Source organism: Bosea sp. NBC_00550 (assembly GCF_026020075.1).
GTDB lineage: Bacteria > Pseudomonadota > Alphaproteobacteria > Rhizobiales > Beijerinckiaceae > Allobosea.
In genome coordinates this window covers 306,386-319,746 of record NZ_CP102773.1, presented here as the reverse complement: position 1 = coordinate 319,746, position 13,361 = coordinate 306,386, and the positions used below count along the sequence as shown (strand labels likewise).

General features: G+C 64.4%; 15 protein-coding genes. 10 read left to right on the top strand and 5 right to left on the bottom strand.

The window, feature by feature from the left end:
* From NWE53_RS28530 to ccoS, 3 genes are read left to right on the top strand one after another with little or no spacing between them, the layout of a single operon-like run.
* On the top strand, positions 1-786 hold the full coding sequence (locus NWE53_RS28530; protein ID WP_265055092.1) for a DUF2189 domain-containing protein: 786 nt from the start codon (positions 1-3) through the stop codon (positions 784-786).
* Positions 783-3,047, top strand: a complete 2,265-nt coding sequence (locus NWE53_RS28525) for a cation-translocating P-type ATPase (RefSeq protein ID WP_265055091.1) — start codon at positions 783-785, stop codon at positions 3,045-3,047. The genes NWE53_RS28530 and NWE53_RS28525 overlap by 4 nt, the downstream gene beginning before the upstream one ends.
* Entirely contained in the window at positions 3,044-3,256 is a 213-nt protein-coding gene (gene ccoS / locus NWE53_RS28520; RefSeq protein ID WP_265055090.1) for a cbb3-type cytochrome oxidase assembly protein CcoS, read from the top strand. Before NWE53_RS28525 ends, ccoS begins: the two co-directional genes overlap by 4 nt.
* A 257-nt stretch (positions 3,257-3,513) precedes the next feature.
* On the opposite strand, the gene NWE53_RS28515 is transcribed toward ccoS, so the two are convergent.
* Positions 3,514-4,053: a hypothetical protein gene (locus NWE53_RS28515; protein WP_265055089.1), complete on the bottom strand. Its 540-nt coding sequence runs from the start codon at positions 4,051-4,053 to the stop codon at positions 3,514-3,516.
* A 306-nt stretch (positions 4,054-4,359) separates the two neighbouring features.
* On the opposite strand from NWE53_RS28515, the gene NWE53_RS30140 reads away from it, so the two are divergent.
* Together NWE53_RS30140 and NWE53_RS28510 are read left to right on the top strand one after the other, a co-directional pair.
* The gene (locus NWE53_RS30140; protein WP_442865100.1) at positions 4,360-4,434 is read left to right on the top strand and encodes a hypothetical protein; all 75 of its coding nucleotides are present in this window, start codon (positions 4,360-4,362) and stop codon (positions 4,432-4,434) included.
* Between the two features lie 343 nt (positions 4,435-4,777).
* The gene (locus NWE53_RS28510) at positions 4,778-5,167 is read left to right on the top strand and encodes a hypothetical protein (protein ID WP_265055088.1); all 390 of its coding nucleotides are present in this window, start codon (positions 4,778-4,780) and stop codon (positions 5,165-5,167) included.
* A gap of 507 nt (positions 5,168-5,674) precedes the next feature.
* On the opposite strand, the gene NWE53_RS28505 is transcribed toward NWE53_RS28510, so the two are convergent.
* Positions 5,675-6,376: a hypothetical protein gene (locus NWE53_RS28505; protein WP_265055087.1), complete on the bottom strand. Its 702-nt coding sequence runs from the start codon at positions 6,374-6,376 to the stop codon at positions 5,675-5,677.
* A gap of 424 nt (positions 6,377-6,800) precedes the next feature.
* Here NWE53_RS28505 and NWE53_RS28500 point away from each other — a divergent pair, with 424 nt between their 5' ends.
* From NWE53_RS28500 to NWE53_RS28490, 3 genes are all read left to right on the top strand, one after another.
* On the top strand, positions 6,801-7,184 hold the full coding sequence (locus NWE53_RS28500; protein ID WP_265055086.1) for a polysaccharide biosynthesis protein: 384 nt from the start codon (positions 6,801-6,803) through the stop codon (positions 7,182-7,184).
* 251 nt (positions 7,185-7,435) lie between these two features.
* On the top strand, positions 7,436-7,948 hold the full coding sequence (locus NWE53_RS28495; protein WP_265055557.1) for a DUF1993 domain-containing protein: 513 nt from the start codon (positions 7,436-7,438) through the stop codon (positions 7,946-7,948).
* Between the two features lie 370 nt (positions 7,949-8,318).
* Positions 8,319-9,314 carry a sensor histidine kinase gene (locus NWE53_RS28490; protein WP_265055085.1) on the top strand — a complete coding sequence of 332 codons (996 nt, stop codon included), beginning with the start codon at positions 8,319-8,321 and terminating at the stop codon, positions 9,312-9,314.
* Here NWE53_RS28490 and NWE53_RS28485 read toward each other — a convergent pair.
* The 3 genes from NWE53_RS28485 to NWE53_RS28475 form a co-directional block, all read right to left on the bottom strand.
* The gene (locus NWE53_RS28485; RefSeq protein ID WP_320109588.1) at positions 9,311-9,607 is read right to left on the bottom strand and encodes a response regulator; all 297 of its coding nucleotides are present in this window, start codon (positions 9,605-9,607) and stop codon (positions 9,311-9,313) included. The two genes, NWE53_RS28490 and NWE53_RS28485, sit on opposite strands and share 4 nt — an antisense overlap.
* A gap of 148 nt (positions 9,608-9,755) precedes the next feature.
* Positions 9,756-10,094 (bottom strand): hypothetical protein, encoded by a 339-nt coding sequence (locus NWE53_RS28480; protein ID WP_265055083.1) that lies wholly within the window; start codon positions 10,092-10,094, stop codon positions 9,756-9,758.
* Positions 10,095-10,323: 229 nt separating this feature from the next.
* Positions 10,324-11,040 carry a GntR family transcriptional regulator gene (locus NWE53_RS28475; RefSeq protein WP_265055082.1) on the bottom strand — a complete coding sequence of 239 codons (717 nt, stop codon included), beginning with the start codon at positions 11,038-11,040 and terminating at the stop codon, positions 10,324-10,326.
* A 184-nt stretch (positions 11,041-11,224) separates the two neighbouring features.
* Between NWE53_RS28475 and NWE53_RS28470 the strand changes: the two genes are divergently transcribed.
* Positions 11,225-12,007, top strand: a complete 783-nt coding sequence (locus NWE53_RS28470) for a citryl-CoA lyase (protein WP_265055081.1) — start codon at positions 11,225-11,227, stop codon at positions 12,005-12,007.
* 16 nt (positions 12,008-12,023) lie between these two features.
* Complete coding sequence (locus NWE53_RS28465; RefSeq protein WP_320109587.1) at positions 12,024-13,358, top strand: phenylacetate--CoA ligase family protein; 1,335 nt, start codon at positions 12,024-12,026, stop codon at positions 13,356-13,358.
* Positions 13,359-13,361 lie beyond the last annotated feature (3 nt).

Here is a 13,361-nt window from a genome sequence, read left to right as displayed (position 1 = left end):
ATGGGCGCGATCGAGAACGGCCAAGACATCTTGCCGCCACTCTCGGCGCAACGGCGCCGCAATCTCCCCACGCGCGCTGCGCTATCCTGGCTGGAAGCGGGCTGGAGTGATCTCCGCCACAGCCCAGTGCCAAGCCTCCTCTACGGAACAGCAGTGTTTCTGGTGTCGCTCGGCATCGTCTTGGGCCTGTTTCGCTTCGAGCTCGACTATATCCTGTTGCCGGCGCTGGCGGGCTTCATGGTGGTCGGGCCGCTTCTTGCGATCGGCCTCTATCAAAAGAGCCGCGCTATCGAGGCGAGCCAACCCGTCAGCCTTCTGCGCATGATCTTCGTGAAGGCGGCTTCCGGTGGGCAGGTCTGGTACACCGGCGCGATCCTATGCCTGCTGATGCTGGCCTGGATGCGGGCCGCCGTGATCATCTATGCGCTGTTTTTTGGCTTGCGGCCCTTCCCAGGCCTCCGAGACGTCATCGCCATGCTGGTCTCAACGCCTGAGGGATGGGCGATGCTTCTGGTCGGAACGGTAGCGGGCAGTTTGTTTGCAGCCTTCTCCTTCGCGATCAGCACCTTCGCAATCCCGATGCTGCTCGACGAGAGGGTCGACGCCTTCACAGCGATGGGAACCAGCATTTCGCTGGTTTGGAACAATCTGCCGGTGATGCTCGCCTGGGGTGCGATCGTGCTCGGTCTTTTCGTCCTGAGCCTGGCGACGGGGCTTGTCGGCCTGATCGTCGTCTTCCCGCTGCTGGGCCACGCCACCTGGCATAGCTATCGGGCGATCAAATGACCTGTTGCGCGCCGCCGTTCGACCCGCATCGTGCATTCGACGGTTCGGCGGCGCGGCAGGAGATCCGGCTCGCCAGCCGCGAATTGGGCGACGGCCTCAAGCAGAGCGATTTCTCCGTGCCGGGGGTCCACTGCGCCGCCTGCATCCGCGCGGTCGAGACCGGACTGATGCGGATCGCCGGCGTCGAGCATGCGCGCGTCAATCTATCGACAAAGCGCGTGGCCGTGAAATGGCGTGGCGGAGAACCGCCTGACCTTCTGGTTGCGCTGGCAACGCTCGGATATCCCGGCCACCTGTTCGAGAACGAGGCCGACCGGCCAGATCCCGAGCGTGCGCGGCTTGTGCGGGCGTTGGCGGTCGCCGGCTTCTGTTCGATGAATATCATGCTGCTGTCGGTTTCAGTCTGGTCCGGAGCCGAACCGGAGACCCGCAGCGCTTTCCATTGGATTTCCGCGGCGCTGGCGCTGCCTTGCCTCCTCTACTCCGGCCGGGTCTTCTTCTCTTCGGCCTGGTCGGCCCTGCGGCATGGCCGCACCAATATGGACGTGCCGATCTCGATCGGCATCTGCCTCGCCTTCGGCCTCAGCCTCTACGATACCCTTCATGACGGCCCCCATGCCTATTTCGACGCTGCGACCTCGCTGATCTTCTTCCTCTTGATCGGGCGGACCTTGGACCATCTCATGCGTGAGAAGGCGCGCGCCGCCGTGCGGGGTCTGATGCGCCTTTCACCGCGCGGCGCGACGGTCCTGCGCGCCGACGGCAGCCGGGACTATCTCCCACTTGCCGAGATAGCGCCCGGCATGCGCCTCGCGTTGACTGCGGGCGACAGAATCCCAGTCGATGGTAGCGTCGAGGAGGGAGAATCCGAACTCGACTGCGCCATCGTCACCGGTGAGAGCGCGCCGCGTTTCGTCGCGGCGGGGGCGTCTGTGCGGGCGGGAACGCTCAACTTGTCAGGTCCGCTGACCATCACCGCCACCGCAAAGGCAGAGGAGTCGTTCCTGGCCGAAATGATCCGGCTGATGGAAGCAGCCGAAGGCGGGCGCGCCCGCTATCGTCGCCTCGCCGACCGGGCCGCCGCGCTCTATTCCCCTATCGTCCATGCTACGGCTTTTCTCACCTTTCTCGGCTGGATGGCGGTAACGGGCGACTGGCACTGCGCGATCACCATCTCCATCGCCGTTCTGATCATCACCTGTCCCTGCGCGCTCGGGCTTGCGGTTCCGATCGTGCAGGTGATGGCGTCGCGGCGGTTGTTCGAAAATGGCATCATGGTCAAGGATGGCTCCGCCATCGAACGGATGGCCGAGATCGATAGCGCTGCCTTCGACAAGACCGGCACCCTGACTTTCGGCGTGCCGCGCCTCGTCAATGCTGCGGCGATCGCTCCCGCCGACTTGGCGATCGCAGCCGAGATCGCCGGCCGCTCTGGGCATCCGCTCTCTCAAGCCATCGCGGCTGCGGCACCAGCGGGCGGGATGGCGCTCTCCGACATCCGCGAACGGCCTGGCCTTGGCATCGAAGCTCGGCTTGACGGTCGTCTCTATCGTCTTGGTCGGGCCGAGTGGGTGCTCGCCTGCGGGACAGATGGGCAATCCCATGGCGGCACGGTGCTCGGCTGCAACGGTGAACTCATCGCCCGCTTCACCTTCGAGGAGACGATGCGCCCACAGGCGCGCGCTGCCGTCAGTGCGCTGCGCGCCGAAGGCATTCAGCTCATGCTGCTCTCCGGTGATACGCCCATCGCAGTGCGGGCCATTGCCGCACGACTCGCGGTCGATGATGTCGCGGCGGGTCTCCTGCCGGCCGAGAAGGTCGAGCACCTCGCCGCACTGAGTACACGAGGGCATAGAGTGCTGATGGTCGGCGACGGGCTCAACGATGCGCCGGCGCTCGCCGCCGCACATGTCTCGATGGCTCCCGCTTCGGCGGCCGATATCGGCCGTAACGCAGCGGATTTTGTTTTCCTGCGCGATGGTCTTGATGCGGTCCCCGCGGCGCTGTCCGTTTCGCGCGCGGCGGGCCAGCTCGTACGGCAGAATTTCGCCTTAGCGATCGGCTACAACGCGATCGCCCTGCCGGTCGCGATCGCGGGGTACGTCACGCCCCTGATCGCCGCATTGGCGATGTCGCTCTCCTCCGTCCTCGTGGTCGCCAATGCGCTACGTCTCAATGTGGAATTCGTAGGCCCGAGTCGATCGACAAGAGTGTTGCCCGGGGACGGAGGGCTAACATCTGCACCGGAGCCAGGCAGATGAGCAGCCTTGTATTCCTCGTGCCCCTGGGGCTTCTGCTCGGCGGCACAGCGCTCGCTGCCTTCCTCTGGTCTCTCAAAAGCGGCCAGTATGACGATCTGGACGGCGCCGCGGAGCGGATACTCCTAGATGATGATGACGAGAGGGATTTGAAAGCCGCGCAAACCACTCTGCCTGTCCCGACGAGCCCGCAGAACAATCGCGACAAATGAGCGGCTCCATCAGAGCGAGAACGGCCACAGCTAGGCTGCCCGAAACCGTACGTTGCCAAGGTCGCCTTAGGACCAGCCCCGGTCGCCAAGCGGCCTCGCGACCTATGTCCGAGTTGGGTCGCCAACATACCACGGAGATGCGCCTGTGAATGTCTGGTTCGGGGCGGCAGTCCAGAGTCTCCTGCTGGCGCACTGCCGCTGCACGTCGCCCCACCTTTGCTTGAAGGCGTGCCGGTCTCGCTTGGGCGTTTCGCGGATCATGGGGGCTCGTGAGAGCGGATGGCTGCGATGGCCACGGCCTTCTCGCAGGTATTGCCGTTCTCATCGAGTGACAGGCAATCGCGAATAGCTTGCTCGACCCGTTCCCGTGCCGCAGCGAGCGCGACTTCGGCGGCTAGGGCGCGGGCTTCAGCCCGGTCGGCGCGCTTGTTCGCGGCCTTGGCCAGCTGCCATTGCATGTAACCATAGCGACTGTGCGTGCGCTCCTTGCGCAGATATTCTCCGTAATCGTCGGGCTCAATGATCTGCCCCTCGCTCGGCGTTGCAGGGCTCGAAGGCGGCGGGGGAAGCCAGAAACCGTGCGCCCATTGCAGCCGATATCCGCACACGGGGCAGACCAGCCCGTCTTTGGTCGCGACAAGCTGCCCGAGTTTACCGCCATGCTCAGCTTGATAAGCCCGATGTGCGTCGTCGGTTCGGTCACCGCCGCATAAGAGATGGACCGCGTTTTCGACCTGAAACAAGTTGAGTGCGGCAACCTGCTCATCGGTCCACGGTGCTGTCCGCTTCTCGGCCATTTGTTCTCGGCCTCTTTTACCGGACAACGCGCAGCCCGTCCGTCAGTTCACACTTCGTGCTGATGATGCTCAGCCTCTCACCCATCGTCCCGCTCTCTTGCGCGTGCTTATGAAGGCGGGGTCGGCCGGCTGCTTCTTGCGGTGAGCCAGGGGGCACCACCGGTCTATGTCGGAAGCGTCGGTATCGGCTTCAGCCACGACGGCGCGACCGCGCTCCGCAAGCAGATGGACGAACTCGTTATCTGACAACCCGCGGTCAGCCTGAAGGGCAGACGACAGGCCTATCGCTGGCTCACGTCGGCTCTGGTGGCGGAAATCGAGTTTCGCGCATGGGCCGCCGACGGCAAGCTGCGGCACGGCTCCTACTCGGAAGGACGCTGATGTGGGTCGCCGTTTACGAGATACGGAGCGGGTAATTCATTTGACCGTTCGCTGCGTGGTCGAGCACAGCAAGGCGATATCCTGCTCAAGCTCACTAAGGAGCAGCCGGTACTCCTCGGCTATCTCAGCGGCCCGGTTTCCCGGAATCTTGGCCCAGTGTAGCGCCGCTTCCCAAGCGAGCGCGTAGCTCTCGCAGAGGCTCGCAACAGCGGGCCGCGTGGCCGTCCGTAGAAGCTCCGCGCGGCGGTGGGGCCAGCGGAGCAAGAGCCGGGTCACACCGGCCCGCTTTTCAGGTGTCTCCATCGCGTCAAAATACCAATTATCGCCTCGCCAGGTAACGCAGATGGCGCTTGCTAATCAGGATGTGAAAGCGCTCTCTGGAGTCAGCGCTGCCTTTGCGCTCTATCCCCGTCGATTGCGTTTCGGCCGGACAATCAAAACCGAGAACGTCATGAAATCCGGCCAAGGCAGGTTGATCCTGCGCGACGGCACGGACCTACCGATAGCCTATCGCCTCGTTCATAATGAATACGGATCCTGGTGCAGTGGCACCCTTATCGGCGATATTCGATCGGTCGATCCCGGCAGCTTCTCACAGGGGATGAGGGCGAAGTTGGAGGACGGGTACGATATTGTCCTCCTCGTTACCGCCTACTCCGACCGTCATCTAAGCTTCGTAGCAAGATTCGACGGCTCGGCGGCTCCTGGACCGTCAATCGTCGCCCCGGATTAGCATCTTCCCCGACGGCGTCGCGAAGTAGCACTCGTCGCGGCGTTCCATCTTCCAGCGTGTAGGAGGCGCCCGGAAATTCTGGCCTGTCCTGCTAGACGATGACAGTATACCGGTTGCCGGCGTCGTCCTGACAAGTCTCGCGATAACGTTCTCCACGGGTCGCCGAGGGCGGCGGGGCAGAGAATATGGGCGTGTGTGCGCAGAGATCCTGCCTTTCGATCTGACGCTTCGCGAATCTGTCGGCCTGGCAGCCACCTAGGGAGGCCTCGCGCGGCCCTGCGCGTCGGGTGATTGCCACACGAGACGAGCGCGCTGTCGTCGACACAGCCTGTTTGCGCGGACGGTGTGCCGTTGGTTGCGCATGGCGGCGGAGAGACTGCTCGGCCGGAATAGCCTGATCCCGGCGCGGTTTTGGTGTTCATCGAACGCCTGCGGCAGCAGCGCCTCCGGGGCTTCGGAGGTAGCCACACCCTTGGCCCCGGCACCCGTCCACCTTGCGGGTAGTCCCTATGCGCAGCGCAACGGCCGCGGCGGTGACGGTAGACTTCCATCGTCAGGAACGATCGGGTTGCCGCTCGCAACCGGCGGCGGAGGCAAGATGAAACGAGATGAAGGAGCCCGCTCGGCAAGGGACCGGTATCCCTGCCGATGCCGGACAATATGACGATGGTTCCTGATCTGGAGATGTCTGGCGGGCGGCCCCGAAGCGGTTTCAGGGCGCGCCTGCACCCGGCCATCGGCCCCGCGCTGTCCTTCGGCGACCAGGCGTTTTGCAGCGTCTGCAATTTTCTGACGACCGTCCTGCTGGCACGCGCGCTCGGTCTCGAGGCCTTCGGTCTCTACACGATGGTCTGGCTCGCGGTGTATCTCGCCATGAATCTCCAGCTCGGCTTGATCGTCAGCCCGATGATGAGCATCGGTTCCAAGGCGGATGGGGCGGAGGCGGCAGCCTACTACACCGTGGTCTTCGCCCATCAGGCCGCCTATGTCGCTGTGGCGGCAGTCGCGATCTTCGCCATCCTGAAGTTCGCCACAGTCGCGACACCGCTCGATGGCGTGGCTCTGGCGGGCGCCGTCACCGGTGCTGCCTACCTGACGCAGGATTTTCTGCGCCGCTACCTGTTCGCGCGTCGTCGCCCGACAGCGGTCCTGTTGATCGACATCGTCAATCAGGCGCTCAAGCTCGGCGCGGTCGCCGTTCTCTGGCATATCGGTCTGATCAGCGTCGCCAATGCGCTCTGGGTCGTGGCTTCAGCCGCCGCCGTCTCGGCCGCCTGCGGCCTATTCCTATCGGGACCGTTTCTCTGGAGACCGGAGGTCTTCGCCGACGTCACGCGTCGGCAGTGGCATTCTGCGCGCTGGCTCGTTCTCACCGGCCTCGTGCAGTGGGCGCTGTCCTATAGCGGTCTGCTGGTGACGGCGGGTCTCTTCGGCCCCAGGATCCTAGGAGCCTTGCGGGCGGCCCAGAGTCTCCTCGCCGCCATTAGTGTCGTGCGCCAAGCCCTCGATAACATTTTCCCGCCCCTCGCCGGCGAGGCCTACGCGACGGGGGGATTGCCGGGGCTCCGGCAGACGCTGGGGCGTGCCATCGGATTCGCCTTGCTGATCGGGCACCTCGGCGACACTCGGCCTCATGCTGTTCGGTCCATGGCTGCTCCATCAGCTATACGGCGGCGAGATCCTCGAATTCGGCTGGGTGATTGCCTGGTATTCGCTCATCTTCCCGATGACGCTGGTGAATGTGGTTCTGGCCTGTGCGTTCCGGGCACTCGAACGTACGCAACCGCTTTTCCTGGCCACGCTCGCGGCTGCTTGCTTCAACTTGCTCGCGGTCTATCCGGCGGCGCTGATCTTCGGCGTGGCCGGGCTGATCACGGTCGGGCTCGTGTCGGAGCTGGTCATCCTGATCGTCCTGTCGATCCTGGTCGCGCGGACGGCCGGCCTCTTCACCAGTCGCCGGCCGCGCGGGCCCGGCCGCGCCGTGGAAGGCGAGGCGGCAACGGTCCCGTCCCTATGATCCCGCTGCCCCCGTCGCAGGTGAAATGGACGGCGGGCGCGGACGACCCACTCGCGGTGCCCTCGCTCGCCGAATGGAGGGCGATGCCGGCCAGCAACTGGCCATCCTCGACGTGCCCGCCAAGCGGGGCGAAATGCCCAAAACCGGACGCTCCGAACTTCTTCTGAGGGCCAACTTTATCCCTGCGGCGATACCCCCTCGAACGTCTCGGATGGGTGGCGCCCACCGCAGCGATCTGCCAAATATGCGCCATGTCATACGCTCGATCAGCGCGCGCTACCTTCACCAACATGCTTGGCACTCTCGATCACTTGGTCGGCGAGGCTCAAGACGCCGGGATGGCGGACGACGTGCTTGGTGAGAGGCTGACCGAAGACATGTTTCCGCTGGAGCTACAATTCCGCGTCGCCCTCAATCAGGTGCTGCTGGCTCTTAATCAGGTCGCTAGAAAAACCCTTCCTCTTGAGGAAGCTACCTACCGATCTCTGGTGGAGGTCCGGGATAGAATCGCCGCAGTGCGCTCACATATCGATCAGTCTGATCCAACTGAATGGGCTCGCGCCAACGATCCTATCGACCTCACATTACCCAACGGCGTTCGGTTCGTCATGTCTTCAGAGGAGGATATTCGAGACTGGATCATGCCGAATTTCTACTTCCATGTGACCATGGCCTACGCACTGTTGCGCAATGCCGGATTAAGCGTCGGCAAGATGGATTTCCTGCCTCACATGGCACGTTACAGAGTTTCGGCAGAGCAATGAGGGGCCGCTGCGGGTCGCCAACAGACCTCGCGTCGAAGCATGCCGAAGGTCCGGTTCTGGCCATCCCTCCAGAGTCCGCTCCTGGCGCGAAACGCCCGGACCAGCGTCGGCGGTTATCGCGCTCGTGACAGCGCTCTGCTCGCCGGCGACCCCGTCCATACCATCGACGGATGGACGGAAAGCGGACCGACGGCGAGGCCTTCGTCGGCCGCATCGAGACGCTTCTCACAGATCAGAAGCGGAGCCCGACCAGGCCAATTGGGTGACGCAGGTTGCGATCAAGGTCCGATGATCGGCGCATCATTCGACATAGGGGGGCGCTGACTTATCGAGTAAGGGTTGTATCGTCCCTCCGACATCGAAAGCGCGCATGTCCCAATCGAACCCGAGTGCCTGGAGCGCCGCCAGCCTGCGCCTGGCGATCAGCGCAGCGGGCGTCGCCCTCTGGTCGTGGAACGTCACGAACGACAAATTCGCGATGGATCAGCGCGGGTTCGCTTTGTGGAACCTGCAGCCTAGCGACTCGGTCACCTTCGAGGACCTCTCGGCTCACGTGCATCCTCTGGACAGGGAGCGCGTCCGCGCCGCCTTCGTCGCCACCCGCGCCATCGTCGGCGCCTATGAGATCGATTTCCGCATCATGGTCGGCGACGAAATCCGGTGGATCTCCGCGCGAGGCATCGGCGATGACACCGCCGTGCACATGGGACTGGCGTACGGCATCTTCCTCGACGTAACAGGCCGAAAGCAGGCCGAGGAGGGCCATGAGCTGCTCGCCGGCGAGATGAGCCATCGGGTCAAGAACCTCCTGGCGATCGCCATGGGACTGACACAGCTGACCTCGCGCTCCACGAACACGGCCAAGGAGATGGCGGGCGAACTGACCGCCCGGTTGGCTGCCCTGGGACGGGCCCACGATTTGGTACGGCCGCTTCCCGGTCATCAAGGCACCGCGGCTCTGCTGGGCGACCTGGTGGCGGTCCTTCTGTCGCCGTACGAGGACACCGGAGCCTTCAGCGGCCGCATCCGCGTTTCCGTCCCACGCATGGGCGTCGGCGAGGCCACGGCGACGACGCTTGCGCTGGTGTTCCACGAGCTCGCGACCAACTCGCTCAAGTACGGCGCGCTGTCGGTCGACACCGGGCAATTGGACATCTCGGGGTGCAACGAGGACGAGGATATCAAGATCGTCTGGACGGAGCGTGGCGGGCCTCCGGTAAAGGAAGGCGAACGCCCGACCGGCTATGGCAGCCGCCTCGTCGAGCGCAGCGTCTCAGGCCAACTCGGCGGCACCATCGAATACGATTGGTCAGAGGGCGGACTGATCGTCACGCTTCGGATCAAGGCCGCGAAGCTCGCCGACTAGGCCGCGATCGGAAGCGCCTTGAGCAGGTCGTCCTCGACGTAAGGCTTCCTGAGGAAGACGGTCTCCGAGGGCATGTCGGCCACCAGCGGCGATACGCGGCCGGATGCCAGGATCAGGATCACGGGCGGCCAGCGCTTGCGAACCGCATGGATCAGTTTCAGGCCATCCATGGAGCCGCCGGGCATCTCGATGTCGGAGAACACTGCGCGGATATCCGGACGTGTCTCAAGGAGACCGATGGCCTCGTCGGCGTCGGCCGCCTCAATGACGTCGTAGCCGGCGTCCTCGATCATCGCGACGGCATTCATTCTGATGATGGGCTCATCCTCGACGACTAGAACGACAATTTTCGTCATTGGGGGCTTTCGAGGGTTTAACTCGATCTAACTGACGGGGAATGGAATGGTTGCATAGAGGTGCAAGCAAATCGCTAATGCCGTGTCAGCCATGCAGCAGTCGTCGGTGACGACCTCGGAATGCTCGACGCCCTCGGGCTTCTCCAGCAGGTATCGATCGTCCTCGGGATAGTAGCGGGCACTGTTCCTCGCCGGCGAACGCCTGGATCGCTTCAATCGACGTCCACCCTGACAGGGCCGGCCCCGGGTCGATCCGACCAGCCATCACGATGACCAATATGGGTAGCCAGCGGTCCCGGACGGCGAAGGCGAGCTTGATGACGTTGATGGAGCCCGGCATCTCGATGTCGGCCAGCATGACGCGTATGTCGGGACTCGCTGCCAGGAACAGGATCGACTCCTCGACGATGTTGACCGCGTCCATCAAAGTCCGGTTTTGGGCGGCTTACCAGAGTCTCCTTTTGGCGCTACGTACCATACCTTAGAACAGCGACATTGGTGTCCATTGGCCGCTCTTGATGACAATTTTCCCGAAAGCTCCGCGGCGCGTGCACCGGCACGATGAATTCGTTTCAGGCCGGGCAAAGACGGCGCCTCCGCCTGCCAACGCTAGGTCTAGAGACCGAAGCGCGGTCAATCTCGCTTTGGACTTTCTATCGGGCAAACACGCGTTGGGGCATGGCCTCGGCCACCCGGATCGCACGCTGCAGGTGATCCCTGACATGCTGTTCCGCCAAAGCAGCATCGCCGGCCAGGATCGCGCGGGCGATCTCGCGGTGCTCGGCGAGGGAAGCGGCGATGTTTTCGACCGTCAGCGTGCCCGTCAGTTGGTACATGAGCGCGGGTAGCCGCAACTGCTTGGTCAGCCTGAGCAGCTGCTCGTTCCCGCTAGCTGCGACCACGGCATCGTGGAACCGGTGGTTTTCTTCGATGTAGTCAGGCCCTGCGGCGCGGGCGCGTTCATCCCAGATCGGCTCTATATCCTGCTCGAAACGCGACCTGGTCGCGGGATGTGCCATGGCCTCAGAGGCCAGCCTCGCTGCGAGCATCTCAAGTCCAAGTCGGATCTGAAAGAGCTCCTTCATCTCCTTCAGGGTGAGGCGGCGTACCATCGCTCCGCGGTGCGGAACGATCTCAAGAAGGCCTTCTGCCGACAAGCGCCGAAATGCCTCGCGTAGCGGGCCCCGGCTGACGCGAAGCTCCTGAGTCAGGTCTGCCTCGATGAGCCGTTGCCCGGGAGCGTAGCGGCCCTGAAGGACGCCGCTCCGCAGGTGCTCGAGGATGTATTCGACAGTGCCCCCACGCTCCGGGCCGTCGAGGACCTCGGGGCCTGATGAAGCGTCGGGCAGGTGATCCTCGAGTGTCGCCATAGTGATGGACCTACCAGCCTCCAACACGGTTGACAACATTTCGACCTGCAATATTGTCCTACAAACTTAGAAGACAAAATACACCGAACACGGCGAAGAGGAAACGCCCAAGTCCAGCCCGGACGCCAGTGCTCGGCTCTGCCGAGCCGACTCTCTTCGCGCGCCCGGCATCAGGAGAGGTGACATGTTGATTGGCAAGGCAGGTCCAGCGGTTACCGGCATCTGCATGTCGGAACCGCATCGCATCGAGATCCGCGGCAAGGATTTCACCAGCGAGATCATGGGCCATTACGGCTTCACCGATTTCTTCTTCTTCCTCGTCACGGGCCAGAAGCCATCCGATCAGCAGCGCTATTTCCTCGACCTGCTGCTCGTCGCCATAGCGGAGCATGGTCTCACGCCGACCGCTCAGGCGGCGCGGATGACGCTGGCCGCGGCGCCGGACAGCCTGCAGGGCGCGGTCGCGGCTGGCATCCTCGGCTGCGGCACGGTCGTTCTGGGCACGGCGGAGCTCTGCGCCAAGGTCCTGGCCGAGGCGGCGGCGCGGGTCGATGCCGGCGAGGACCCCGACGCCGTCGTCAACGACATCGCTTCGAGCACGCGGCGCGCCGGCGGCAAGATGCCGGGCTTCGGCCATCCGATCCATCACCCTGTCGATCCGCGCACCGAGCGTATCTTCGACCTTGTCGAGGAGCGCGGCATCGCCGGCCGCCATCTCGACCTGTTGAAGCGGATGCGCGGCGCGGTCGCCACCGCCTGGGGACGCCCGATGCCGCTCAACGTCTCCGGCCCGATCGCGGCCGTGCTGATGGACCTCGATTTCCCGCACAGCATGATCAAGGCCGTGCCGATCCTGGCCCGCACCGCGGGCATCCTCGGGCATCTGGCCGAGGAACAGCGGCGCCCGATCGGCTTCCTCCTCGCACACCATGCCGAGGAAGCCGTCACCTACGACCCCGCGAACTGAGCTGAGGACCGGGCAGATGCTGCAGGAACCCGATATCGAAACCTTGCCCTGGCCCGAGCAGCGCGCGAAGGACGACACGCTCTATCGCGAGCAGCTCCGCTATCTCTACGGCCGCTCGCGCTTCTTCCGCGAGAAGCTGCAGGCGAGCGGCTTCGCCTCGCCCGAGGCCATGGGCGGCCTCAACGAGATCGGCGCCCTGCCGCTGACGGAGAAGGACGAGCTGCGCCAGAGCCGCAGCGAGGCGGACCCGATCGGAACGCATCTCGCGGCCCCGCTCGAAGACGTGGTTCGCATCTTCTCGACGAGCGGCACGACCGGCCTGCCCAGCTACATCCCGCTGACCGCGGGCGACCTCGACAACTGGATCCGGACCTCGGCGCGCAGCTATGGCGCCAGCGGGCTCGGCAAGGGCGAGCGCATCGTCTCAACCTACAATGCCGGCCCCTTCGTCGCCGGGGCGGCACTCGACGCCTTCCCGCGGCTTGGGCTCTGCCATATCCCCGTCGGCACCGGGAATACGGAGCGGCTGCTCGCCGCGGTGAAGCTGCTGAAGCCGCAGATCCTGGCCTGCACGCCTTCTTATGCGCTGCATCTCGCAGAGATCGGCGAGGCGCGCGGCCTCGATCTGCGCAACAGCAGCATCAAACGCATCATGGTGGCGGGCGAGCCAGGCGGTGGTGAGCCGGCTATGCGCGAGAAGCTCGAGGAGGCCTGGAACGCCAAGGTCACCGAGGCGATGGGCATCGGCGACATCTCAGTCTCGCTGTGGGGCGAGTGCGAGGAGCAGCACGGGATGCACTTCTCCGGTCGCGGCTTCGTTCATTTCGAGCTCATCGACCCCGATACCGGCAAGCAGGTCCCCGTCGAGGACGGCGCGAAGGGCGAGCTGGTCTACACCCATCTAAAGCACCGTGGTGCGCCGCTCCTGCGCTTCCGTAGCCGCGACCATGTCGTGGTCTGGACGAGCCCCTGCAGTTGCGGGCGCACGGCGCCGCGGGTGCGCTGCATCGGTCGTACCGACGACATGCTGATCGTGCGCGGCGTCAACGTCTTCCCTTCGGCGATCCGCGAGATCGTCAACCGTTTCGCGCCGGCCGTGACCGGGGTGGTCTCGGTCCGGCCCACGGCGAAGGGGGTGAAGCAGGCCCCGCCGCTGAAGGTCGTGGTGGAGCTTGCCGAGGCGGGCGCGACCCCGGATGGCCTGCGCGAGCGGATCGAAGCCGACATCCGCGCGACGCTGGTGGTGACCACGGCGATCCATCTCGTGCCGCCGGGCACGCTGCCGCGCAGCGAATACAAGTCCAGGCTGCTCGACTTCTCCGAGGCATCGGCGGAGGCGCTCGATGACTGAGAC